Raw genomic sequence first — 25,747 nt, 5'->3', positions numbered from 1 at the left:
GAGTAATCATGAAGTTTGTAGATGAAGTAGAAATTCGCGCAGAAGCTGGTGACGGCGGCAGCGGTGTCGTGTCTTTCCGTCGAGAAAAATATGTACCAGACGGTGGCCCGGACGGCGGTGACGGTGGAGACGGTGGTAGTGTTTATCTACAAGCTGATGAAAACTTAAATACCCTAATTGATTACCAGTTTGAGCGTTTTCACCGTGCAGAGCGTGGTACTAATGGTCAAAGCCGTAACTGTACAGGTAAAAAGGGCGAAGACTTGGTAGTAAAAGTACCTGTTGGTACACGTATTACCGACGTTGACACTCAAGAGGCGTTAGGCGATTTAACGCAGCATGGTCAAAAAATTGTGGTTGCAAAAGGTGGTTTCCATGGCTTGGGGAATGCACGTTTTAAATCAAGTACTAACCGTGCTCCACGTCAAAAGACGTTAGGTACTCCAGGCGAAGTTCGTAACCTTAAATTAGAGCTTATGCTACTTGCCGATGTAGGCCTATTAGGGTTGCCAAATGCAGGTAAATCAACGTTTATTCGCAGTGTATCGGCAGCAAAACCAAAAGTCGCTGATTACCCGTTTACCACGCTAATTCCTAATTTAGGGGTTGTACGCCCAGAGGCTAACAAATCGTTTGTAATAGCCGATATTCCGGGTTTAATTGAAGGTGCCTCAGACGGTGCAGGCCTAGGTATTCGCTTTTTGAAGCATTTAGAGCGTTGTCGTGTATTGTTACACGTGATTGATGTTATGCCTGTTGATGGTTCAAACCCTGTTGATAATGCGTTTGCCATTATTAACGAGTTACACCAATACAGCCCTAAGCTTGCTGAAAAGCCACGCTGGTTAGTGTTTAATAAAATAGACCTATTACCAGAAGATGAAGCGCAAGCTTTGTGTGAGCAAATTGCGCAAGAGCTAGGTGAAGAAGAAAACGTTTACCGTATTTCAGCAGTCAATAAGCTTAATACTCAGCCATTAATTCACGATATTATGGCATTACTTGATAGCATGCCTAAAGAGAAGTTCGTTGAGATTGAAGACGAAGAAGTTGAGTTCAAGTGGGATACCTACCATCAAAAAGCAACCAAAGGCGATGATGATGATTGGGACGACTGGGATGAAGACGACTACGATGTAGAAGTCGTCTACGAGCGTTAATAAAAAACATATTTTAAAAAGGAGCATAAGCTCCTTTTTTATTTTTTAAGAATAAAGTACTAGGTATTTGATGTGATAATTTCAATGATCGCCGCAATGGCAAACAACCGTGTAATTGGTCTTGATAATAAAATGCCGTGGCATTTACCCGCCGATCTACAGCATTTTAAAAAGGTAACAACAGGCAAACCTGTCGTTATGGGGCGTAAAACATTTGAATCGATAGGTCGTCCTTTACCTGGGCGTCGCAACATAATTATTACCCGTAATAGCCAGTATAGCGCTCAAGGTATTGAGACGGTCACCACCCCAGAGGCTGCGCTAGAGCTGGTTAAAGCCGAAGAAGAGGTGATGATAATTGGCGGTGGTAATATTTATCAGCAGTTTTTACCAAGTGCCGATCGTTTATATTTAACCTTTATAGATTTAGAGGTTGAAGGGGATACGCAGTTTCCAGATTACCAAGCGGTAGCAACGTGGGAAAACGTCGACGAACAGGCAAATAAACCCGACGAAAAGAATCAATATAGTTATAAATTCGTAACTTTATATAAAAAAGATTAACATTATTGCGAAACTTACAGCAGGTTGGTACAATATTAGACAATCAACATAGGTAAAAAGTACCATAAAGGGTGTTTCATGTTTAAATTGTCAAAGCTAATTGTTATTACAGCCGTTGCTGCTGGTTCGTTAATGTATACCGTGCCTGCTAAAGCCAATGATCAATTAGCAGTATCTATTTGTGAATATATCGCAGCTGATGATAAAAACCGTTTACGTAGTAAACTAAAAAGCTCACGTGTAAAAATTCGCAATATTTACGATGCTATTCAATGTAATGGTAATAATTTACTTCGCCATGCTGTAGTTAGTAACGCTGTTGACTCGGGCGAGTACATAGTTAAAAACTTATCAAAAAGCGCACTGTCTGATGGCGCTGATATAGCATGGGCTGAAGGCAATGGCCACGGTGGCTCACCGTTAATTGCTGTAATTAAAGACCGTGCTGGCCTTTAATTAACACAATAAAATAAAAACCGCGCTGGTCGCGGTTTTTTTGTGCCTGGCGTTAGCTAATACGCAGCGCTTTAGTGATGGTGATAGCTGTATTAAGCCTCTTATAATTTGCACACCCAAGTGATGAAACTCTCACCTTGTAATTAACCTGCGTTTCTTATCTTTAATAGCATATAAATTGAGTTGCTTGGTTTAATAAAGGCGCTGTATTCGCTAAGCCTTTACTCGTATATTTGCCGCAAATATACGTGTTTTCCCTGAGTTACATAAAATTGTCATAAATAGTTAATAGTCTACGCGCTTAAACAATAGGGGTTGTTATTTATGCGCGTATCATCTTTTACTCGGCTGTTAGCCATACTGTTAACATTGGCAAGTATTTTATTGGCAATCACACTATTTTGGGCAAGCCAAACTTTACTTAAGCTTGAGCAACAAGACAGCGCATACAGTAAATTAAAAAACACGATTTTAGTCAATTTAGCCGGTGACTTAGGCAGTTATCTAGAACAAGGTGATAGCCAATACTTAAATCAATCATCAGCCCTAATTGAACAAGTAAAAACACAGCAACTCACAGTACTCCCCTCGGTACTTGCCGAGCAATTAAATGATCAGCTCAGCACGTTAGATACCGATATTAAAGGTAAGTACAGAGCGCTGGGTAAGTTATCGGGCAACGAAACGGCGTTACTTGATAATGCAATTCGCCAAATGGCCGGCTCAGCCTCGTCACTGATTGGTTATGCAAAAAAATCCCCTAATCAAAATAGTGATGCGCAAGCTTATTACACACTTGGCGCTGATTACTATAACGAGGTGACCAACCTCGCCTTATTTACTTATCAACTAATCGTAAGTTACGACAGCAATACTGAACAAAGCTTGCAGCAAAGTATTGCTAATTTAAATGCGTTAGCAGCCAAAATAGAGCAACTCCCTAATTTAGGTGTTATGAGCGAGGTTGACGAAGATGCTCTATTTTTTGACGAAGAAGCTGAAGATTTGGCCGATGAAATAAAATCTGAAATTACCAGCTGGCCTAACCGCTACCCTCGCGATTTAGCCAGTACATTAGCGCAAGCTCAGCAACGTGAAGCCGGCACCAATGAATTGCGTGAGCAAATTAGCTTGCTCTCTAAAACCGTTATTAATGCAGAGCAGCAACTAAAACACGCACAAGGGGCGCTTAAAGAAAACGTATTTTGGGTATTTTGCTTTGCTATTGGCGCTTTGGTGATGCTAGCCGCAGGGGTTTATATTGTGCAGCGTAACCAAGTGCTCAACCCATTAAGGCAACTCAGAGACGGGTTTGCCTTTTTAATTGAAAGTAACGAGCTTAAAAATATTGAAAGTAAGAACCCAAAAACAGAGGTTGGCGAAATAGCCAGTTACTTTAATTTATTAATTGAGCGACAGCGCAAAGAGGCACAAGAGCGTGCCCAAATGCTAAAAGTGGTAAATGATTTTATGCAGCAAATGAGTGATCATTTGCAAACTATTAGTCAAAAAGCGTCTACAAGTCATGGGCAAGTGGAGCAAAACCAACATTTGCTTGCTGATATTCAGCAAATTGGCGAGCAGGTAAATAATATTAATGCCCAAGTGGCTGATAACGCCCAACACACTTTTAGTGCAATGGAGCAAAGTTTAGGCTTTGCACAAAGCATGCTAAGTGCCAGTTCAGATACGCAAACACGGGTTGAGCAAAGTATGCAAAACCTACAAGAGCTGCTCGCGGGGGTTGAAGGCGTTGGGCAAATTATTGAAGTGATCCGCAATATTGCCGATCAAACAAACCTACTAGCGTTAAATGCAGCAATTGAATCAGCACGTGCTGGCGAGCATGGCCGAGGCTTTGCTGTTGTAGCTGATGAAGTACGCCAGCTTGCCCGCCAAACTCAAGGCTCATTGAGCGATATTAATGAGCAGCTCACACTACTGAGCGAAAAGTCGGGCACAGTATCTACACAAATTGCGGCCCTAGCAGATGGCGCGCAGTCGCAAACACAAAACGCGCAAGAGCTAAAAGTAAACTCAGAGGGCGTGGCCGATAACGCTCAGCAAGCTAACAAAGTGGCATTTGAGGCCATGGAGCTGGCTAAACAGCAAAGTAATTTGCTAGATAACTTTAGCCAGTCAATGCAAAGTATGAAAGGCCAAGTAAGCGAATCAAGCTTACTTGTTGACGATATTCATAGCCAGTTACAACAGCAAATGCAAACCATAAAAGTAAACCTTGGCTTGTAAATACCTGCTAACACAAAGGTAATTAGCGTTATACTGTAGGCTCATTAATCAAATGCTTTAAGGATTTATCATGATTGAACAAGGTCAAACGTTACCCGCAGTTACATTAACGCAGCTAACAGACGAAGGCATGCAAACTCACACTAACGCTGAGCTTTTTAATGGTAAAAAGGTTGTGCTTTTTGCTGTACCGGGTGCATTTACGCCTACCTGTTCAAATGCGCATTTACCTGAATTTATAACCCTTAGTGATAAAATTAAAGCAAAAGGTATTGCGGCAATTTACTGTGTATCGGTTAACGATGCTTTTGTAATGAAAGCGTGGGGAGAATCTCAAAATGCCCAACAAATCGATATGTTAGCAGATGGCGATGGCAGTTTTACTAAAGCATTAGGGCTTGATAAAGACACCGGCAGTTTTGGTGGAACACGCTCTACGCGCTATGCAATGGTAGTCGACGATAATGTAGTAACAGGACTGTTTGTTGAAAAAGACAAAGAGTTTTCATTAAGCCGTGCTGAGTCTGTGTTAGAAAAACTATAACCGCTTTATTAAAGCCCTAAGTGTATGCACTTAGGGCCTTTTTAATTATGGCTGGTATTGGCCACTTAATGTTAAACCCGAAAAGGTTCTGTAAGCGTTAACGCTTAAATGCCACGTACCCGCTTGCGGATTGCTAAACGTACATGTTTCTGCGTTGCCGTTTTTATAAGGACGACAATCGTAGCTAGATGCGGTAGGTTGGCTGCCAAACTTAACAAATAAGTCAGCATCACCAGTACCACCTGAGGTGGTGACTGTAAATGTGCTCATTCCTGCTGGCACATCTAAAGTGTAGTGCTTCCAGTTACCTGTTGTAGCCGTTACATCGCTCACCGTGCCGCCACCGGCTTCTGGTGTAGTTGAACCGCCACCTGTAGAACCACCTGTAATATTACCCACTAAACTAACGCCAGAATAAGCCGAGTAGCCACGAAGCATTACATGGTATGTACCAGCTGTTGGGTTATCAATAGAACACTCCTCGCTATTACCGCCTTTGTACGGACGACAATCGTAGCTTGAGGTAGTTGGTTGGCTGCCTGCGCGTACGTATAAATCTGCATCGCCGCTACCGCCACTCATTGTGAATGTAACATTCGTTGCACCACTTGGCACAGTCATCGTGTAATACGCTTGTGAACTTGCAGCGCCGCTTAAGCCTGTTTTAGCTTCGCCATCTGTCAGTTCGCTATCGCCACCGGTAGGAGGTGTTGTACCGCCACTTGCTGCGGCTACAGCGGCTGCTGCATCAACAATACCTGTACCACAACTTGTACACGTTGCTGGGAATGAGCGGGTGGTCGATTTTAAAATGCTTTCTATTTCATCTGGGGTAGCATTTGGTTTAGCTTGCTTTATCAGGGCTGCAACACCGGCAACATGAGGCGCCGCCATTGATGTACCTTGAGAGAACGCATAGTTATCGCTTGAAGGTGTAGACGAGCCTGAATTATAGGTTGATAAAACGCCTTCAGAGTCGTTTGCAAAGCTTTGTGCGCCGCCCGGCGCTGCAACATCAATATTGCTACCATAGTTTGAATAATATGCTCGTCCGCCGTTACGTCCAACAGAGGCAACATTAACAACGCCACTACAGTTACCTGGGTTATAGTTTGCTGAGTTATCGTTATCATTACCGGCAGCAATAACCACGACTGCACCGTTGCTGCGTGCCGTGTTAATTGCGTTTTGTGTGGTAGAGCTACACGAGCCGCTGCCACCTAAGCTCATGTTAATTACATCAGCAGGGTTTGAGTTGGCAGGAATGCCCGATACACTTCCGCCAGATGCCCAAATAATGCCATCAGCAATGTCTGACGTTAAACCACCACACTTACCAAGAACACGTACAGGCACAACTTTAGCGCCATAAGCCACACCGGCAACACCTTCACCGTTATTAGTAACAGCCGCAACCGTACCTGCTACGTGCGTACCGTGCCAGCTTGAGCCTTGTGCGCCGTTATTTCCACATTCGCCAGCAGCTACAGCATCGCCCGGATCGCGTGCGTCACTGTCGCGACCGCCGCCATCGTTTGCTACCGATAGGTTAGAGATCATATCGTAACCCGGTAAAATGTTAGCATTTAAATCAACATGAGGGCGGTAGCCAGTATCAAGTACCGCAACCACTACGCCACTGCCTGTTGCAGTATCCCATGCGGTTGGTAAGTTTAGGCCTCCCGCTTGCTCGTAGTAGTGCCATTGGTCGCCGTAACGAGGGTCGTTAGGCGTTGCAAATGGTTTTAACATTTGATCCACTTCAATGTATTCAACATTGCCAGAATCAACCATTTCTTGCATAAATTCTTGTGCTTCTGCAGCGCTCAGTTTTTTATCTGCGCGCATAACGTGGTGGTTATTAAGCGCCATTGCACGGATGTACTTCGCTTTTACTTTCCCTTTTTTAGAAGCGAAATTTTTTACAAAGCGTTGAGCACGCTTTTTCATATTTGCAGGGCTTGCGTCAGCAGACGAGATGCTTAGCATATCGTTCGCGCTATTTTTGTACTTAATAATAAACTGAGTTTCAAAACCCGATTGGCTTTGTAGTTTGGCTGTGGTTTCTGCCATAGAGGTAGACACATCTTGAGCAACACTTGCAGATGCTGCAAATACCGTACTAATAGTGAGCGCGATAGCGCAACGCTTAAATGATTTACTTGTTGTCATAATTATCCCTAGTTGTTATTAGTTAGTTCGTAATATTAAATTACGAAACAGAAACAAAGGTAAATGATCTGTTAATTTCTTTAAAATAATAATTGCTTATGTACCTATTTCTTTTAGTTATAACCTAGGTGTACGGTGCCTTTGTCGTTGTTTAGTATTTATCATATAAAACAAAAATAAGCATAAAGGATTGTTATTTTTAAGCTGTTTAGAAAAGCCATAACTAGTCTCGGTTACATTTGTTGCTATAAATTTAATAATAAATTCTATTCAGAGTGTTTAAACAAACTTTGCTATAATCGGGCAAATTTTTGAGTAGGGCGAAGTAATGAATCAAGTAGATGTAATTGTGATTGGCGCAGGTGCAGCCGGATTAATGAGTGCAGCACAAGCAGGTTATCGCGGGCGTAGCGTTACAGTGCTTGATATGGGCAAAAAGCCTGGTCGAAAAATTTTAATAAGTGGTGGTGGGCGTTGTAATTTTACCAATGAAAATGCCAGTCCAGAAAACTACTTATGCAGTAACCCTCACTTTGTTAAGTCGTGCTTAAGCCGCTATACACAACACGATTTTATTGAGCTGGTGGACCGCCACGGCTTGGCATACCATCATAAAACCTTAGGCCAGCTGTTTTGCGATAACAGCGCGCAGGATATAGTCGATATACTACTTACCGAATGCGAGTGGGCTGGTGTTAATATTAAATTGCGCAGCGAAGTGTTAAATGTGGCTAAAACCGACATTGGCTACCGTGTTACCACTGAGCAAGAAACACTTACTTGTGAATCGCTAGTTATCGCATCGGGCGGTTTAACAATGCCCAAGCTTGGCGCCACTCCTATAGGCTATAAAATTGCAGAGCAGTTTGGCTTAAACGTACTACCTACCATGGCGGCGCTTGTGCCATTTACTTTGCATCAACACGATAAAGAACGCTTTGAAGGGCTTTCAGGAATTAGTATACCGTGCGAAGTGTCTAGCGAAGACGGCACTGTATTTAAAGAGAATATTTTGTTTACTCACCGAGGTTTATCGGGGCCTGCGATATTGCAAATAAGCTCATTTTGGCGAGCAGGGCAGGCAGTAAGCATAAACTTGCTCCCTGATCTCGATTTAAAACAGCAACTGGCTGATTGGCGAGAAACACAAGCCCAAAAATCATTAAAAAACAGCCTTGCGACTATTTTACCCAAACGCTTTATAGACATACTGCACGACAGCAAAGCGATTCCAGATTGTAATATTAATCAGCTTACCCATGCTCAAATAGATGAGTTAGCAAGCTATATTCACGCATGGCAAATAAAACCTAATGGCACAGAGGGCTATCGTACCGCCGAGGTAACTTTGGGCGGCGTTGATACCGATGAGCTGAGCTCTAAAACCTTTGAAGCTAAAAAAGCCAAAGGCTTATATTTTATAGGCGAAGTAACCGATGTAACGGGTTGGCTTGGGGGCTACAACTTCCAATATGCGTGGAGTTGTGGGTTTGCATGTGGGCAATATGCATAAGTATTTCAGCGTATTGTGATAGATGAGATAAAAATATTACACTCTTAATTAAGGTGATTTTAAAGAGTGTAATATTGGTGCGTATATTTTTGCTGTTAAGTATTGTCGCTACAAGTTTTAATGCATTAGCATCAGAAAACTACAGCGATCATGAAGCGTTTTGCTTGCAACAGCCCAAAACGCACTGTTTAACTTATATTGAAACGCGCCTTAATGAAGTCAAAGATAACCCTGCACAGTGGTACAAAATAAAAACCTACCAATTTGATTACTACTACGACTACCAACAGTTCGAAAACTTACTCAACGCTATTACTCCTTTTTTAGAGCAAGATAAGCTGCCCGATGTATTTAAGCTACAAATGTATTTTTATTACGCGAAAGCACTTAACTATATTGGCAAAAAAGCAGAAGCTAAAACGTATGCCGCTAAAGCGTTTACCCAGTTAGACGGGATATATAATGCTTTTGGTGACCCTTTAAGATTAGTGGAGTTGGCTAACCTACACTATGTGTTTGGTAGTAAAAAAGCAGCGATGCGATTACTAAGAGATGCCGAGCAGCGCTTTGCAAAAAATAACGATCCTATTTTTCATTTAGAGCTGCACATTAACAAAGCGCATATTTACTTAAAGTGGCAGCAATACGAGCACGCAGTAAAAAGTAATTTAATGGCCTATAACGCCATAAAAAACACCAACCACGCTGCTAAAATAGTGCTTGCTAGCGGTAACTTAGCGTACAGTTATCAGCAAAATAAAGAGTATTTAGAAGCTATAAATTATTATAAAACCGCATTCAAATTTACTGAGCCCTCAAGCATTTACCATGCTATTTATAGCCTACGTTTAGCGCAGGTATATTTACAAATAGGTAAAAAGGTACAAGCGAAAGAATGGCTTAGTCGCATTGATAGAAACGCCACCGAGTTTGGTAAAGGCCATGCTGCATTGTATAGCAAGCTGCAGCACGCCCTTAGCAATAATTAATTTGCAATCGCTGCTTTATATGGGGTGTTAACGCCTGCGTAACGCGGGCCAAATATTTCTAAACCTTTAGGGCCTGTAAATTCCTTTGGCGCTGGTAAAATTACAACGGCTACTTTCATGCCTACCTCGTAATTAGGATTAGTAATGGGTGTGCCTGTTTGGCTGTTAATACAGCATATTAAATCAGGAATGGTTACGTGTACTTCGTCATTTAAAAACGCGGCCATGTTTTCGTTTTTAACCGTTATTTTGTAACTGTTATTTACAAACTCGCTTAACCCTTTAAGTGTTACTTCGCCCAAGGTAAAGCCTTCTACGGTGTTAAATTCAAATGTGCTTACCTCGCCTTCAAAGGCAACAAAGCCGCCGCCGTGCTCGGCAATTATGTGTGCGGTGTTAGCGTGCTGCTCGTTGGCCTCACGCATTGCTTTACCGAGTTTAAGGGCTTTACTAATGGTGCCATGAATAACCGCGTTTTTCATTTGCTCAATAGGTAAAATATGATCAATGGCTGCTATGTCGTTACGGCTAATTTTAGCCAGTGCTCGCACGACTGTTTCGGCGCGTAAGTCGTCCATTACATTTTCGCAAATAAAGCACTCACCAAATTCATTCGCGGTAATAATGGGCGCTGCGGGTAAGTTATTTAAATAATAGGTTGAATGGGTGATCTCCGGTACTGCGCGCCCAGCGGGATCGGCATCAATAATGTAGCCGTCAAACATTGCAGCTAAGTAAAACGATACTGCGGTGTTTGAGCCGCCAAGCTCACAACAAATAGTGCCATAAATAGCATCGTTACCTGTGTATTCAAGGGTGCGCTGGTAAGCGGCTAAAATAGCGTGCTTAGTGCTGCGGGGCAGGTTTGCATACGCGCGTTCTTCTTGTTCACTTAAAGCAGATATTGCCCCTAACATGTAAGGCGTACAAACAAGCTCACCCGCGGGGACTTCATCGGCACTAATTAGTTTAAAGGTTTTACCCTGTGCGAGTGCTTCGTCAATATAGGCAATGCCTTCACTTAACTCACCGCCGCCGCCAGTGCCTAAAATGGCGCAGCCGTATAAAATATCAATAAGTTGGTCACGATTAAGAATTTGCATGTGTGTATCGCTATTGGTTAACTCATACCCATCCCCAAAACAGATCACTTAATTAAGCGGATTGGTATAAAACAGCAGGCATTAAAAAAATACCTGCTGTAAAGGTGAAAAAATTAAAATTGGTAACTGAGTTCTATACCGTAACTACGAGGCTTATTAGGTTGGCGCACTAAGTCTGTAACCCCATCGGCCAGTAGAAAAATATCTTCAATAGCGCGCTCATCCGTAAGGTTGTCTACGTAAACTTGAACGCTCCACTGCTCTGATTTGAGCCCTACACCGGCATTTAGGTAGGTATAACGCGACGACTCAACATCAGGAATATCAATACTGAATGTTTTAGGGCCTTCAATTAATAGCTCAGCGCGCGAGAACAATGACCACTCACCGTTTAGTGCTAAGTTATGATTTGCCGACAGCCCGTAGTTATACTCAGGCACCCAAAATTGTGGCCTGCCAGCCAGTTCGGGGCGCAGTGCAAAGCGTTTAATTTCTGAATCAACAATACCTGCACTGAGGTTAATACTTAAATTGCTGGTGGCAGCAAAGGCGGCTTCTAGCTCTAAGCCTTTGGTTTGTACTTCGTCAATAGAGAGGTTTTCAAGGGTGAAGGTATCTATATTAAATTGGGTAAATTGCGCATCGCCTTGCTCAATAATAAACGCGGCGCCATTAAGGGTAACTTTGTTATTAAACAAAGCGGTTTTAAAGCCCATTTCGTAGCTGTCAGAAATTTCTTTATCAAAGGTGCGGCTAATACCGTCGGCTGGCTCGTTAAAGCCCCCACTTCTAAAACCACGCGAGTAGCCGGTGTAAAGCAGTAGGTCGTCATTCATTTGGTACGCTAAGGTAACTTTAGGCTGTAATTGGCTAAACGATTTTTTAGCGTAAGTGGCGTCTTTATTGGTTGGGTCGAACGACTCGCGAGTATCGTGATCGTAACGCATCGCACCGGTGAGCTCTAACTGCTCGTTTATATCGTAGTTAAATTGCCCAGCAAGAGCCCATGCATCGCTGCTGTTGTTATCGATAATTGAAAGGTAGGGCTCGTCATTAGCAAAATCTGCACGCGTTAAAATTTCGGCATCGGTAAAATCATCGTAAAATAATACCGCAGTATCGCGGTCGCGCTGTTGATAAAACGCCGACACCGACCATCTAAAAGCCTGATCCGACTGGGATATAAACCGCGACTCTAGCGTTAACGATTCAATATCGTATAACCCTTCAGTACCAAATGGGGCTCTAAAAAAGCCATCTTCGTCAATAAAGGTGGCATCGGCAGAGTAGTCGCCATCGTAAAAGTGCTCGTTTTCTGAATTGCTGTACGCGGTTACAAACTCAAATTTACCTAAATCGTAATATTGGGTTAGCTTGGCGCTTAGCTCATACACATCACGCTCATCTTGGTTAATAATATTTTGTGAGGTATTAATTGAAAAGTCTTCAATGGTGTCATCGCTCACCCCTTGGTAGTAAGCAAACCCAGCTTCGCTTGAGGTGTATTTACCTTTAAGATTTATTGAGGTGTCTTCGCTTAGCTCAAACTCTAACTGTGAAAAAACCGATTGCTCTTTTAACGGGTCGGCGTAATCGCCTGTGTAGGTATTTTTAATCAGCCCATCGGTATCTTTAATGTAACCACCGGCTCTAAAATAAGCGGTGTTTTCATCGTTAAGCGAACCCGATACAACCGCATTCAAATTATACGTGTTGCCATTACCTATTGAGCCTTTAATTTTACCTTCAAAGTCTTCAATAGGTTTTTTAGTTGTCACAATAACCGCACCACCAATGGCACCGCGGCCATACAGTGCCCCTTGTGCGCCACGCATAACTTCAATACGTTCAATATCAACTAGATCTTGGTTTATAAACTCTAAATCGGGGGCGGTAACACCATCAACTACAAACGCTAATGGCGGATCGCCCACCTGCGGTGTAATTAAGCCACGAATAGTAATACGGGCAAGGCCGGGCCTAAAATTATCGAGCTGCGATAAGTTGGGAGTTAAATTAGCAACATCACGAAAGTTAGTAATACGTGATTTTTCGATTGTCTCGGCGCTAAATGCGGTAACAGAGTCGGGCACGTTTTGTATCGACTCAACACGCCCGCGCGATATCACCGAAATTTTTTCTATAGTGTCAGTTACTGTTTGTTGTTGTTCTTGCGCATGCACATAGTTTATGCACGACAGGGTAACTGCCGATGCTAATAGTGTTTTACGAAAGCGTATTTTGTTGTATCTGCTCATGTTCTATGTCCTAATGTGACTATCATGGTGATGTTACTTAGTGATAAACATTGTCGCTTTTTCAGACAAAATAATATTTTGTAAACCCTTAATACAGCACACACAAATTGCTGAAAATAACGCTTAAGCGCGTAATTTTATGTATATGTTGACCTTAAATTTACAAAATTAATTATTATTAAATGTGAAACCGGTTATGAAAAAAACGATAAAAATAGACAGGTATAATCAAAAAATACTGGCAATTCTGCACCTAACTGCCGATTTAACAAACGTTGAATTGGCCGAGCAAGTTAACTTGTCGCCCAGTGCATGTTTTCAGCGAGTAAAAGCATTAAAAGAGGCGGGATATTTTAGAACCTTTCATGCTGATATAAATTTAGAGCAAATTTGTGAGCACGTGTTTGCCTATATGGAATTTACCCTAGAGGACAATAACCTAGCAGCGCGGCGTAAGTTTTTAGCTGACATACACAACATTCCCGAAATAATGGATTGCATGCAATTAAGTGGCGATATTGATTATATTTCTTTTTGTTGCTTTGCCGATATTCAAGCGCTTAATGCAATGTGCGACAGGCTAACCGGCAGCTCACAGTATGCAATTAAAAAGCTGACTACACGCATAGTGCTTGAGCGCGCTAAGTTCTTTTTAGGCTACCCGCTGGAAAAACTTAAATGGCGAGACGAAATGAAAGTAGACGATGAAGAGTAGCCCCCTAATTTAGAGTAATAAAAAGGCGCTTTATGCGCCTTTTTATTGTTTAAAGTTATTGCTGAACAACCGGTTTGGGCGCAATGGCTTTTGCAAACAGGGTATAAATGACGGCCGTTAATATAATGGCGTCAATCACGGTAATACCGCTCATTGATACGTTAAATAAAGTGCCATTACACACCGCATATGCCGCGCCTACAAACCATGCGCTAAACGCGGGGAGAGAAAAGTTAGCGTTATTTGCCAAAGCCGCTGCGTTATAAGCATGGGGTTTAATAAAAAGTGCATCAACAATAATTACGCCTGCCACCGGTACAAAAATATCAGACAAAAACGCTAAAAAGCTTATAAACATATCTAAAATATTTATAAAGGCTGCGCCAATTCCCACCAAACCTAATAACATAATAACCCACTTTTTATGCCAATGCGGGAAGGTAGCCTCTACGCTAAGTGCGGTACTGTACAGGTTTAACGAATTTAAAATCCAGCTGCCAGCTATCACAATAAAAAACGCCGAAAACCCCAAATTAAGCGCAAGCATTAAGCTTAATATTTCGGTTTCTTGCATGGCGGCTGCGGCAAACACAGCCACAAAAATAACCAAAAGCTCAATAACCATATACGCAATAAATGAGGTGTACACGCCGCCACGTTTTTGCTTAGAAAAACGGGTTATGTCGGGCAATATTATTGCGCCAATAATAACGCCGCCAACAATGGCAGCGACACCATCTTCAAGAGAAAGCGCTGCTGATTTTTCTAAATTAATAAAATCAACCAGTGGCATACTATCGAGTGCGCCAAAAAGCATCATAGCGGTGACCGCAGCCAAAATAGGGATCATGATAGAGGCCAGCACATTAATGGCTTTAAACCCATACAATGTGGTTATGAGCATGGCGCAACCTGCGACTATATCGATGGGCCATTCGGGCATAATAATATTAAATTCTGCACTGAGTAAGCGCACCACGGCATTAGAAAACAAATCAATATTTACGCCAAACCAGCCAATTAACGATAAAGCAAAGGCAATATTAACAATGCCCGCGCCAGCATTACCAAACGCTATTTTTACCAATAAATAAGAGCTTAAGCGGCTTTTTACACCTATGGTGCCCATAGCCCCACCAATAAGGGTTAATATAAGTGAGCCAATAACTAACGCCCACAGTGTATTACTCACACTTGAACTTTGATGTATTTCTAGGCCGGTGATAAAAGTGGGCAGCGAAAAGCTGAGCATAGCGGCTATGGCTGCAATGCGCGGCCAGGCAACAAGTTCGTTGCTATTAATAGTGTGGGGGTCGTTCCCGTTTGGCATTGCCTGTTTCTCTTTTTTATTATCTTTTATATTACTATACGCCGCTGGCGTGCAAAATTTTTTATTATTAGGTGTTTATTCAAAATATGAGGTTTAAAAAGTAGGGGGCGCACAAAATTATATTTTGTGGTGATTATTTTTAGGGTGTTAAAGGCGCAATCATTTAGGCAAAAAAAACCGCCAAAAAGGCGGTTTAAAGGTCTACACAACACAATTAAATGTTTTACCTTATTGGGTTATTTTAATAACGCCAACACATCAAAGCAGGCACCCATAGTATGGTAATCCGTTTTACCAATTGGGCTTTTCATAGTATCTATTTTTTTGTTATCTACGGTTAAAATTCTAAACCACGCACCGCATTGATGATCAACTAAGTGCTGCCACGAGTACTGCCAAATTTTGTCATACCACTGCTGGTATTTTTCATCCCCTGTGGTTTCATAAAGGTAGGCCGCACAACACAGTGTTTCGGCTTGCACCCAAAAGTACTTGTCGTCATCGCATATGCTTTTATCTGGCGCAAATCCGTAACAAATACCGCCGTGTTGTTTATCCCACGCAACGTCTATTGAATTATCAAATAACGCTTGAGCGCGCTCAACAAGCCAAGTTTGTGGCTTATGCTTATTTAAAAACATTAATAGTTTTGACCACTCAGTTTGGTGACCTGGCTGAAAACCCCATGGGCGAAACAAATTTTTAGGATCGTCTTTGTTATACTCTAAATCAACCTGCCAATTTATATCGTAGTGCTCCCAAATAAGCCCACCCATTAAATTAGCTTGGCGATTAACCATGTTATCAGCCAGTGTGAGCGCGCGATTTAAAAATAGCTTATCTTGAGTGGCTTCATAAGCGGCAATAAGAGCTTCGCACGTATGCATATTGGCGTTTTGCCCGCGATACGGATCGCACTTAGTAAAATCATTGTTGTGCTGATCTTTATATAAACCCGCTTTTGCATCCCAAAAATGCGTTTCCATTGTTTGAAATGTATCGTTTAGGTATTCGCGTGCCTCTGTAACACCTACACGGTATGCCCAGCTGTAGGCTAAAATCACGAACGCAAAGCCATAGCAGTGGTTGGTATCATCAAGTACAGTGGCGTTACCTTGCTCAACACTTAATAACCAATTGTAACCGCCTGTTTGCTCAACAAAGTGGTGCTTACGAATAAACTCAATACCCGATTTAACACGGTTTAGGTACTTTTCATCATTAAAGGTTTGGTACGCACGTGCATAGTTAAATACAAACCGAGTAGAGCTTACTAGGTGGCGAGTTTGCTTATCAAATACCTCACCATTATCCGAAAAGTTTTGGTAAAAACCGCCGTGTTCGTCGTCTATGTTTGGCTCGTAAAACGCCAGCGTATCGGCAATATGTTGTGTTAAAAATTCGCGGCTTTTAAAGTTATCAGGTGTGTGGCTCATAGTGCGCTCCTAAAATCATTAAGCGATTTTTCGTTAGGAAGAGACGTAAATGCCCCTTTGTAAGATGCTGCATGAGCACCACATAACGAAGCAAATTCAAAAATAGTTGTTAGTGTTTCGGGGTTATTGCAAAGCTTACTAAAAGAGCTAGGTGTGAGGTTTTGTAAGCCTAGTTGATACAGCAATCCACCTACAAACGCATCTCCTGCGGCGGTGGCATCAACCATAGTAACCTTTTTAGGGTGAAGCGTTTGCTTGGCATTTTTGGTATACCAATGCATGGGGTTGCCTGCATCGGTAACCACAAATAACTCACAGCCATTATTGAGAGTGTCGGCTATAAATTCTTCACCCGTTTGCTCACCCGCTAAGTATTCAAGCTCTTCTTTAGAGGCTTTAATAATAGAGCAGTGTTTTAGCAAGGGTAAAATGTGTTCACGCGGGTTAGCATTACTAGGCCATAAGTTGAGGCGTAAGTTAATATCAAAACTGACAATTGAGTTATTTTGCTTGGCAAATTCAACCCCATACGCGGTGGTTTTACGTATGCGCTCGTCGGTTAAGGTGTTTGAGCAAATATGAAAAATATCGCATTGCTCAAACCATTCACTGCTAAAGTCACTATTAGTAAAGTGCAGATCGGCGGTGTTATCACGGTAAAACTCAAACGTACGGTCGCCGTCCTTATCAAGTGATACAAACGCAAGGGCGGTTTTTGCTTGGTCGGTAAAGCGCATAAAGTCGGTTTTTACGCCTTGCTCTTTTAAGGCGTTATGTAAAAAATCACCAAAGCTGTCGGTGCTTAGCATGCCAGCAAAGTAGGCGTTACCACCTAGCTTTGCAATAGCTACGCTTACGTTTGCAGGCGCACCGCCTGCAAACTTAGTAAACGCTTCGTGCTCGCTGTTATTTTGGCTTAATTTATCAGAGAGTAAATCAACCAATACTTCACCAAAACATATTGTGTGTTTCATAATGCTGCCTTAGTTATTAATCAAGTAGCCAATGCAGCGCAATAGCGGCTGTCCATGAGAAATCTTTACCACCACAGCCAGCGCCTGTTTCTGGGTTAAAATATTCGTAGTAACCCGATTTAAGCACTAAATCGCGCGTGTCGTCCTGAATTTTATCTGCCGTGGTCACAAACCCTGCTTCTTTAAGGCCGATGGCTATCATCCAGTTAATGTGTAACCAAATAGGGCCGCGCCAGTAACGCTGTGGCTCGTATTTTTCTTCTTTAGGGTGGGTAGATGCCACACTAAATTGACTAGACTCAATAAAATCTTCTGTCGCGGTATTAATAATACGCGTTTGCTCGTCAGTTGTTAAACCAGCATAAACGGTTAGTAGTGCCGCCGATGTTTTAACTTTAGCTAGGCTGTTGGTTAACACGTTTTTACAGTAAAAGTATTCGCTTTGCTCACACCATAACGTGTTAATTGCTGTTTGAGTAAGTTCTAGACGCTGTGCTAAATAATCGGTACGTGCATCGTTTAAACCGAGTTGTTCACCCATTTTGAGTAAATCTTTTGTCGCACGGTGCAAAATAGCAATAATACCTAGGTCGTTCATTTTGTACGGGCAGGTTTCGTAAATTACTTTGCTATCAAAATTGTTACGTTTAAAAAAGTCTACTAGGTATAAGAAACGGTCGTACTCGCTTTTATGCGGGCGCTGCGACGAATCAACATGGCTGGTGTCGCGGCGGGTGTATTCCCAATCAACACCAGGTACAGCTTCAAGGGCATCATCCCACGATGGGCTGTTATCCATACCCGTTTCCCACGGGTGATAAGTGACCACTAAGCCTGTGTTTTCAGGATCGCGGTCGTTGTACCACCATAAATGGTAATCAACAACTTGAGAAAATAATGCTTTAACTTTTTGCTCTGCAAGGGGTTTATCTTGTGCGCTGGCAAGCATTTCTTTCATTACTGTTGCCACAACCGGTGGCTGCGAAATAGACGTACTTTTAATTTTTTTATTAGAGCCCCACACATCTGGACCAGGGAAGTAGGTAGTTGAATCTTTATGAAATAAGATATGTGGCACCATGCCATCATCCCACTGGCCTGAAAATAACACATCAATTTCTTGCCACGCACGGCTCTCGTCAGACTTCATCCACCCTAGGGCTGTAATCGCTGAATCCCAGTTCCACTGAAACGGGTAAAGGCCATGCGTAGGGACGGTATAGCCACCTAAATCGTTTGCTATAAGTGTTTTAGTAGCAAGTTCTGTAAGCGATGCCGCTGTGGCTGCATCAGGTTTACCGTTGATCGTAGTAGTCATATTGGGTGCTCTTTGTGTGTTATTTTCAATTTGGATAATATTAAAGCACTCATTATGGGTTGTAAATGTTTTTTTTCTGTGCTTAAATCCTGTTCGAAGTAACAAAAAACTAACATGTATACTTGATTATTTCGCACTTACTTAGCCACACTCTGAGTAATTACACACAGACAACTAGCACAATTGGAGAATACCCGTGAATAAAACTACGATCGCCTCTATTGTATCTTTATGCCTCACACAAGGCGCGTTTGCCGCAGAAGAGACTGCGCCAGATACAGCAAAAAAAGAAAATAACGTTGAACGTATTATCGTCTCTGGTACCAGCAAAGGACGCGTTATTTCAGATACCCCACAGTCAGTAACCTCTATTAGCGAAGATGAATTAATAAAGCTTTCATCAAGCAGCCAAGCAGATGTATTACGTTATATCCCAGGTATTAAAGTAGAAGGGGGCGGTGGTGAGGTTGGAACAAACCTACAAGTAAGAGGCTTACCTTCATCGGGTCAGTTTCAGTTTACGCCACTGTCGTACGACGGTTCACCTAGTTTGAGTGTTTTTGGCTTAAACTCATCGGCGTTTGATGTGTACTACCGAAACGACTTAGGTATTGAGCGTGTAGAATTTGTGCGTGGCGGTGTGTCTAACTTATTTGGCCAAGGCTCTGTAGCGGGTATTATTAACTATATTTCTAAAACGGGCAGCGATGATCCGCAAAGTACTGTGCAAATGGAGCTTTCTGATCAGGGTCGTACCCGTTTAGATTTTGCTACAAGCGGGCCGCTAAACGAAGATGGCCTTTATTATGCGCTGTCGGGCTTTTACCGTTACGATGAGGGCCCGTTAGATACGGGGCTTGAGACTAAAGGCACTCAGCTGCGCGGTAATATTCGTAAAGAATTTGATGACGGCTCTGGCTCATTTACGGTGTATGGCCAATACATTGACGACCAAGCGCAGTTTTACCTGCCTATTCCGCTTGATGGCGACAGCCGCGAACGCTTAACTGGTAACGATGGACGCGAGGTGGAGTCATTACAAACTGCTAATGTGTCTAACCTGTCTTACGATACTGCCAATGGTCGTTATGAATCGCCAATTAGTGATGGTGTGGTAACTAAAGGTGGCTCAATCTCGGTCGTATTTGAAAAAGAGCTCGCTAACGATTTTGCTATTAACATGCGCAGTAAATACGCAAAGTACCAACACGAATTTAATCTATTTTTAGATGGCGACGGTATTATTAATGTACCTGAGAGCCAGGAAGAGTTTTTAGCTAACCGTGGTTTAGGTGATGTAAGCGATGCAGCGTTTACTTACACTGCATCGGGGCAGGCACTGGCAAGCGATGACTTATTATTTGCTAATCGTATTTTAGATAGAGACCGCCCAGCAGAGGATTTTTCTGCCGAATTTAATATTGTTAAAAGTATTTTTGTTGGCGATTTTAGCCACGATATTACCGTAGGTACGTTTTTCTCTCACAGTGAAGCCGATGACGATAACGTTATTACGACCTACTTGGGGGAATTTAACAATAACCCTGAGCTGGTTGATTTAACGTATACCAATGCCGATGGTGATGTTGTTCAGTACACACAAAATGGTATTAGTGGCCCAGGTATTTCTTACACCAACCAAACAATAAGCGCTACCCGCCGTGCGCTTTATATAGCGGACCAAATGGAAAGCGATGACTGGATTATCGACTTTGGTGTACGTTATGAAGAAATTGACGGCAAAATTAGCCGTGAAGGCAGCCAAGTTGTACAAATTTTTGATGATCCATCACTTGCGCCTAATTTACAGGTAAACACCACGGGCAGTGGTGTAATGACCTACGGCGAAGTAGACACCTCTGAATTTGCGGTATCGGGTGCGGCATTATACCGCTTAACCGATAACTTAAACGTATATGCGAATGCATCTCGCGGGTTTTTCTTCCCAGAAATTAGAGGGATTCAGTTTAACGATTTAGGTGAGCCTGCGAGCTACGAAGCCGAAATTGTTGAACAAGGCGAGCTTGGTATTAAGTTTTTTGATAACGACTTTAGCGGTAGCATCGCGTTATTTAGAACCGACTTAAAAGACAGACGCAGCGTAGACTTTGTTAACGATGGCAACGGTGGGGTATTAGAGCTGCCTGTTATGCAATCAACCAAAGCAACGGGTGTGGAGCTTACTGGTCGCTACGATATTACCGACGAGTGGGCGGTTGATGCCAACATGACCTACACTGACCACGAATTTACTGAGTTTGACTCAGACCCTTCTATTATTGGTAACGAGTTACGTCGTAAACCAAAAGTATTATTTAACTCTTCTATAAGCTACACCGCAGATAATTGGGATGCTGCTTTGTATCATAACTTTACAGGTAAAAACTTTGCTAACGATGCAAACTCTGTAGAGCTTGATTCATTCCACTTGTTTAGATTTGATGCGGGTTATAACTGGCAAATCGCCCCAGAGCAAACCTTACGTTTAAGCGTAGGGGTATTTAATTTGTTTGACTCTGATGGTGTTACCGAAGGCTCGCCGCGTTTAGGTAATAGCCAAACGTCAGACAATCCTTACTTTGTAGGCCGTCCAATTCTCCCACGACGCGTTACATTTAGAGTCAAATACGACTTTTAAATAAATGCTTTACGCCTATTAACCTGTTTTGGGGTTAATAGGCTTTTTGCATTGTGATGCATTTTTCAGCTAAGTTAGCGATAGACTTGTTTTTAGGGACTGTTTTAGAAGTAAGCATATAGCTGTTTAGTTTTTTATTTTTGAGGAGGCGCTGTGTTTTCTTAATGTGAATACGCGAAATAATTATGAATATATTAGATTTTTCAATAGTTGCTCTTTACCTTGGTGCCTTATTGGTAATGGGGTTTATGCTACGCGAACAAACCAATAAAAGTGATTACTTTTTAGGAGGCAAAAGCTTAGGGTGGAAACCTTTAGCTTTGTCGGTAATGGCCACTCAGCTTTCGGCTATTAGCTTTATTTCGGCTCCTGCATTTGTTGGTTTGCGTGAAGGCGGTGGTATGCAATGGCTCTCGTATGAGTTAGGTGTGCCGCTGGCGATGATTTTAATTTTAGCGACTATTTTACCTAAGCTTTATAAAAGCGGCATTGTAAGTATTTATGACTACTTAGAAATGCGTTTTGGTCGTTCTACCCGTGTGCTTATTAGTGTGGTGTTTCAGTTTAGCCGCGCATTTGCCACCGGTATTATGATTTATGCGGTATCGCTTATTCTCCAAGGCACTATGGGTATAGAAGCATGGCAAGCCATTGTGCTTACCGGCGTGATCACGGTGTTATATTCACTGCAAGGCGGTATGAAAGCCGTGGTGTATGGTGATGCAATTCAAATGATCATCATTGTACTAGGTACTATTGCTTGTATTGGCTTTGGACTTTATCACTTAGGTGGGGTTGATACCTTTATTGCTAATGTTGATTCGAGCCGATTAGAAGCCATAAAATTTGATTCGTTTGGATTTAGTGGCGATGGTTTTGGCTTTTTACCTATGATTTTTGGTGGTGTGGTGCTTTACGCCTCTTACTATGGGTGTGACCAAACACAAGCGCAACGTGCACTTAGTGCAAAAGATCCTAAAAACTTACGCTACATGATTTTAGCCAACGGCGTAGTACGTTTTCCTATTACTATTTTATATTGTGTGTCGGGCTTAATTGTAGGCACACTGGCTATGAGCAATCCTGAGTTTTTAGCCAAAATTCCAGCCGATAACCCAGATTGGATGATGCCAATCTTTATTTTAGATTACTTACCACATGGCTTAATTGGTTTATTAGTGGTGGCTATTTTATCGGCGGCTATGTCATCACTTAGCTCTGCTATTAACTCGCTTTCGGCGGTAAGTATTGAAGACTACAGCCGTATTTCAAATAAAGAGCTAGACCAACCAACCTACTTAAAATTGGCTAAATACTTAGGGCTTATTTGGGGGGCAATTACGTTAATTTTATCGCTTTATGCCGGTGATATCGCACCTACTATTATTGAAGCCATTAACAAAGTAGGCTCGTTATTTTATGGCCCAATACTAGCGGTATTTTTAATAGCCGTAGTTAGTAAGCGCAGTGCTGCGCTGCATGCAAACATAGGCTTAATTAGTGGTGTGTTAATTAACTTGTTGGTGTCGGTATTTGCGCCAGACGTATTTTGGTTTTGGTGGAACTTTATTGGCTTTGTGGCCACTGCGGTGATTACCCTTACGACAAGCGTTGCGATTCCACGCGAAGTAAACGAGGTTGCTAAAGCGCAAAACGCTGAGACTATCTCAAACTCAATTTTAACCGGTAAAGATATCGTTATGCTGCTTAGCATGTTTGTTGTGATGGTATTAATTTGCCTTGCTATTCCATCAATTTTTTCGTGAGCGTTAACCCATGGATTCTAAAAAGTCATTTTTAATCGATTTATTTACCACGGCGGTAAATGCCTGTAAACCGAGTGCGTGCATGAGTAAGTACTTGGAAAATATAGATGCCAGTAATGGTTTATGTGTGGTGGGCGCCGGTAAGGCCGCCGCCGAAATGGCCGCAGAGGTTAACCGTTTTTATGGTGATAAATGCTTTGGTGCGGTAGTGACACGTTACGGCTACGAAAGTGCCGGCGATACTGGGCGCATTAAAGTGCTTAGTGCTAATCACCCAACGCCAGATGATAACAGCTTAGCAGCAGGTAAAGAGTTATTGGCGCTTGTAAAAAATAATCCGACCGATATTCCTATTTTGTTTATTATATCAGGCGGCGGCTCGTCGCTTATGTGTTTGCCGGTAGATGATGTGCCGTTTGAGCAAAAGCAGGCACTTAATCAGTTTTTACTTAAAAGCGGTGCAAGCGTTGATGAAATTAACGTTGTGCGCAAACAGCTCTCGCTCGTTAAAGGCGGTAAGTTAGCGCAAGCGGCTAAATCGGATTATGTCACGCTGATTATTTCGGATGTAGTAGGGGATAAGCCAAGTGACATTGCATCAGGCCCCACAATTAGCGATAACAGCACTAAAGCCGATGCGCTGGCTATTTTACAAAAGTACAACTGGCCGGTTATTAACGAAATTGAAGCGCATTTATTAAAGCCTGAGCAACCACGCGCGGCTGATACCCAAGGCAAACACTTTATTGTGGCTAATGCCCAGCACGCGATTGACAGTGCTATTGATGTAGCGCAGCACCAAGGCTGGGATACGCAAGTACTTGGGTACGACATTCAAGGTGAGGCAAAAGAGGTTGCCCGCGCACATGCTAAAATAGCCCTTGAGCAAAAAGCGCAAGGTAAGCGCGTTATGTTGTTCTCTGGCGGTGAGCTTACAGTAACGGTAGCCGATGTTTATGGCGATGGTGGCCCTAATCAAGAATACTTAATGGCATTGGCAGAGGCACTTAACGCCGAGGCGGGCATTTATGCCATAGCCTGTGATACCGATGGTGTAGATGGCAGTAAAGATGTTGCCGGTGCGTATATAAATAGCAGCACGATTGCGCGCGCACTTGATGCTGGCGAAAACTTACACGCTCAGTTAGAAGGCCATAATAGCCATCAGTTTTTTAAAGCCATTGATGATTTAATTATTACTGGGCCAACAAATACTAACGTTAACGATTTTAGAGTGATAGTGATTGAGTAGGCGCGCTCGCCTACTTGTTCTTTAAAGTGGTTTAACGTAACCTTGTGCTCCAATTTTATTAGGGTTAATAGCTATGTTTTCGCTAAATAACAGTAACTTATTACGCTCAGGATTTGAGCTTGGAAAAGGCGATAAACTTTTTCAAGACATTGAACGTGATATTATTAAGGTGGTGTTTTGGGAGCAGTGCGTAACACAAAGCCATATTGTGAGCGCCACCCGAATTCCGCAGCAAACTGTCTCGCGTTTACTTAAATCGTTAACTCAGCATGGCGTAATAATGCAAACCGATACGCTTATCCCTAATAAAAAGGGTAAGCCTGGGTTTGGTATTGCGCTTAACCCCGAATACGGCTTTACCTTTGGTTTAGCTATTTTGCTTGATGCTATTTCTGTAGCGGTCATGGATTTTACCGGCAAAGTTATTTACACCCATATGCAGCTTATGTCAGACATGAGTATTAATAACGTACTTAAAAGTGCGCAAAAGCTGGTGGACGATATAAGCGCAGAGCATAACATTGCAAGCGAAAAAGTGCTGGGTATGGGCGTGGGTATATCGGGCTTTTTTAGTTCTATGGACGGGAAAATGAATACCCACCATATGCTAGAGGAGTGGTCGCAGGTTGATATTATCGATATTGTCTCTAAGCACTTTCAACTCCCTACGTGGGTGGTGAATGACGCTACAGGCGCCGCCGCTGGCGAAGGGGTTGCAGGTATAGGCCGCGAGTATAAAAACTTTGTTTATATGTTTGTCTCGGCCGCATTTGGAGGCGGAATCGTAAATAACGGCGATGTATTGCGTGGTACTTACGGTAATGCTGGCGAGCTTGGCGATATGTTACCGCCCAAGTTATACGCTCATCCCAATTTAGAGTTACTAAAGCGTATTTTGAAAAAAAATGGTGTAGCGGTTGATTCAATTTACGACCTGCACGATAACTTTGACCCCGAATGGCCAGGCGTTGAAGAGTGGCTATTTAAAGTTCAAGACTCGTTTGATTTAGTAGCAACCTGTTGCTCGGCGCTATTAGATGCAGAAGCGATTATTATTGGCGGCCATATACCTAAAGAGCTGGCTGAAAAAGTAATAGCGCGTACTGAGGTTTACGCACAATTTAGACGCGGTGCTAAGCGCCCAATGCCTAAGCTGGTGGTCTCAAACATTAATAACTTTCCGGTCTCGATTGGTGCAGCCACTTTGCCATTTAGAGAGCTGTGTTTGTAGCTTAATAATAGAAACGTTAAAACAAAAAGCCGATATTGATTTATACAATATCGGCTTTTTAGTATTTAAACCAAACTC

General features: G+C 42.5%; 19 protein-coding genes. 12 read left to right on the top strand and 7 right to left on the bottom strand.

Going from position 1 to position 25,747, the window contains the following annotated elements; translation table 11 throughout:
• The first annotated feature begins 8 nt into the window (after positions 1–8).
• From cgtA to PSH50_RS07015, 5 genes are all read left to right on the top strand, one after another.
• Positions 9–1,160 (top strand): Obg family GTPase CgtA, encoded by a 1,152-nt coding sequence (gene cgtA / locus PSH50_RS07035; protein WP_004587923.1) that lies wholly within the window; start codon positions 9–11, stop codon positions 1,158–1,160.
• Positions 1,161–1,232: 72 nt separating this feature from the next.
• On the top strand, positions 1,233–1,724 hold the full coding sequence (folA, locus tag PSH50_RS07030; RefSeq protein ID WP_004587924.1) for a type 3 dihydrofolate reductase: 492 nt from the start codon (positions 1,233–1,235) through the stop codon (positions 1,722–1,724).
• A gap of 78 nt (positions 1,725–1,802) precedes the next feature.
• The gene (locus PSH50_RS07025) at positions 1,803–2,180 is read left to right on the top strand and encodes a DUF3718 domain-containing protein (protein ID WP_004587925.1); all 378 of its coding nucleotides are present in this window, start codon (positions 1,803–1,805) and stop codon (positions 2,178–2,180) included.
• Positions 2,181–2,504: 324 nt separating this feature from the next.
• The gene (locus PSH50_RS07020; protein ID WP_273609437.1) at positions 2,505–4,430 is read left to right on the top strand and encodes a methyl-accepting chemotaxis protein; all 1,926 of its coding nucleotides are present in this window, start codon (positions 2,505–2,507) and stop codon (positions 4,428–4,430) included.
• 70 nt (positions 4,431–4,500) lie between these two features.
• Positions 4,501–4,974: a peroxiredoxin gene (locus PSH50_RS07015; RefSeq protein ID WP_273609436.1), complete on the top strand. Its 474-nt coding sequence runs from the start codon at positions 4,501–4,503 to the stop codon at positions 4,972–4,974.
• A 45-nt stretch (positions 4,975–5,019) separates the two neighbouring features.
• Here PSH50_RS07015 and PSH50_RS07010 read toward each other — a convergent pair whose 3' ends face one another.
• Entirely contained in the window at positions 5,020–7,146 is a 2,127-nt protein-coding gene (locus tag PSH50_RS07010) for a S8 family peptidase (RefSeq protein ID WP_096042327.1), read from the bottom strand.
• A 328-nt stretch (positions 7,147–7,474) separates the two neighbouring features.
• On the opposite strand from PSH50_RS07010, the gene PSH50_RS07005 reads away from it, so the two are divergent.
• Positions 7,475–8,659, top strand: coding sequence for an NAD(P)/FAD-dependent oxidoreductase (locus PSH50_RS07005; RefSeq protein ID WP_029774315.1), 1,185 nt, complete (start codon positions 7,475–7,477; stop codon positions 8,657–8,659).
• Between the two features lie 77 nt (positions 8,660–8,736).
• The gene (locus PSH50_RS07000) at positions 8,737–9,648 is read left to right on the top strand and encodes a lipopolysaccharide assembly protein LapB (protein ID WP_223230617.1); all 912 of its coding nucleotides are present in this window, start codon (positions 8,737–8,739) and stop codon (positions 9,646–9,648) included.
• On the opposite strand, the gene PSH50_RS06995 is transcribed toward PSH50_RS07000, so the two are convergent.
• Positions 9,645–10,751 carry a DUF917 domain-containing protein gene (locus tag PSH50_RS06995; RefSeq protein ID WP_273587138.1) on the bottom strand — a complete coding sequence of 369 codons (1,107 nt, stop codon included), beginning with the start codon at positions 10,749–10,751 and terminating at the stop codon, positions 9,645–9,647. The genes PSH50_RS07000 and PSH50_RS06995 overlap by 4 nt on opposite strands.
• Before the next feature lie 113 nt (positions 10,752–10,864).
• Complete coding sequence (locus PSH50_RS06990; RefSeq protein WP_273609435.1) at positions 10,865–13,009, bottom strand: TonB-dependent receptor; 2,145 nt, start codon at positions 13,007–13,009, stop codon at positions 10,865–10,867.
• A gap of 196 nt (positions 13,010–13,205) precedes the next feature.
• Between PSH50_RS06990 and PSH50_RS06985 the strand changes: the two genes are divergently transcribed.
• Positions 13,206–13,724: an Lrp/AsnC family transcriptional regulator gene (locus PSH50_RS06985; RefSeq protein ID WP_024031376.1), complete on the top strand. Its 519-nt coding sequence runs from the start codon at positions 13,206–13,208 to the stop codon at positions 13,722–13,724.
• A gap of 55 nt (positions 13,725–13,779) precedes the next feature.
• Here the strand turns inward: PSH50_RS06985 and PSH50_RS06980 are convergent, their stop codons facing one another.
• The 4 genes from PSH50_RS06980 to PSH50_RS06965 all read right to left on the bottom strand — a co-directional run bounded on the left by PSH50_RS06980 (position 13,780) and on the right by PSH50_RS06965 (position 18,782).
• Positions 13,780–15,054 carry a cytosine permease gene (locus PSH50_RS06980; RefSeq protein WP_273609434.1) on the bottom strand — a complete coding sequence of 425 codons (1,275 nt, stop codon included), beginning with the start codon at positions 15,052–15,054 and terminating at the stop codon, positions 13,780–13,782.
• A 236-nt stretch (positions 15,055–15,290) separates the two neighbouring features.
• Entirely contained in the window at positions 15,291–16,490 is a 1,200-nt protein-coding gene (locus PSH50_RS06975; protein ID WP_273609433.1) for an AGE family epimerase/isomerase, read from the bottom strand.
• Positions 16,487–17,464 (bottom strand): carbohydrate kinase, encoded by a 978-nt coding sequence (locus PSH50_RS06970; RefSeq protein WP_054982288.1) that lies wholly within the window; start codon positions 17,462–17,464, stop codon positions 16,487–16,489. The genes PSH50_RS06975 and PSH50_RS06970 overlap by 4 nt, the downstream gene beginning before the upstream one ends.
• 16 nt (positions 17,465–17,480) lie before the next feature.
• The gene (locus PSH50_RS06965; RefSeq protein ID WP_273587142.1) at positions 17,481–18,782 is read right to left on the bottom strand and encodes a trehalase family glycosidase; all 1,302 of its coding nucleotides are present in this window, start codon (positions 18,780–18,782) and stop codon (positions 17,481–17,483) included.
• Positions 18,783–18,978: 196 nt separating this feature from the next.
• Between PSH50_RS06965 and PSH50_RS06960 the strand changes: the two genes are divergently transcribed.
• From PSH50_RS06960 to PSH50_RS06945, 4 genes are all read left to right on the top strand, one after another.
• Complete coding sequence (locus PSH50_RS06960; protein WP_273587143.1) at positions 18,979–21,420, top strand: TonB-dependent siderophore receptor; 2,442 nt, start codon at positions 18,979–18,981, stop codon at positions 21,418–21,420.
• Between the two features lie 185 nt (positions 21,421–21,605).
• Positions 21,606–23,186 carry a sodium:solute symporter gene (locus tag PSH50_RS06955; protein WP_024031370.1) on the top strand — a complete coding sequence of 527 codons (1,581 nt, stop codon included), beginning with the start codon at positions 21,606–21,608 and terminating at the stop codon, positions 23,184–23,186.
• Between the two features lie 10 nt (positions 23,187–23,196).
• Positions 23,197–24,438 (top strand): glycerate kinase, encoded by a 1,242-nt coding sequence (locus tag PSH50_RS06950; RefSeq protein WP_273587144.1) that lies wholly within the window; start codon positions 23,197–23,199, stop codon positions 24,436–24,438.
• A 73-nt stretch (positions 24,439–24,511) separates the two neighbouring features.
• Positions 24,512–25,669 (top strand): ROK family transcriptional regulator, encoded by a 1,158-nt coding sequence (locus PSH50_RS06945; protein WP_024031368.1) that lies wholly within the window; start codon positions 24,512–24,514, stop codon positions 25,667–25,669.
• The last annotated feature ends 78 nt before the right edge of the window (positions 25,670–25,747 follow it).

It is taken from the genome of Pseudoalteromonas sp. Angola-7 (assembly GCF_028599255.1).
In the GTDB taxonomy this organism is placed as follows: Bacteria; Pseudomonadota; Gammaproteobacteria; order Enterobacterales; family Alteromonadaceae; genus Pseudoalteromonas; species Pseudoalteromonas atlantica.
This window is presented reverse-complemented; position numbering and strand designations above follow the sequence as displayed.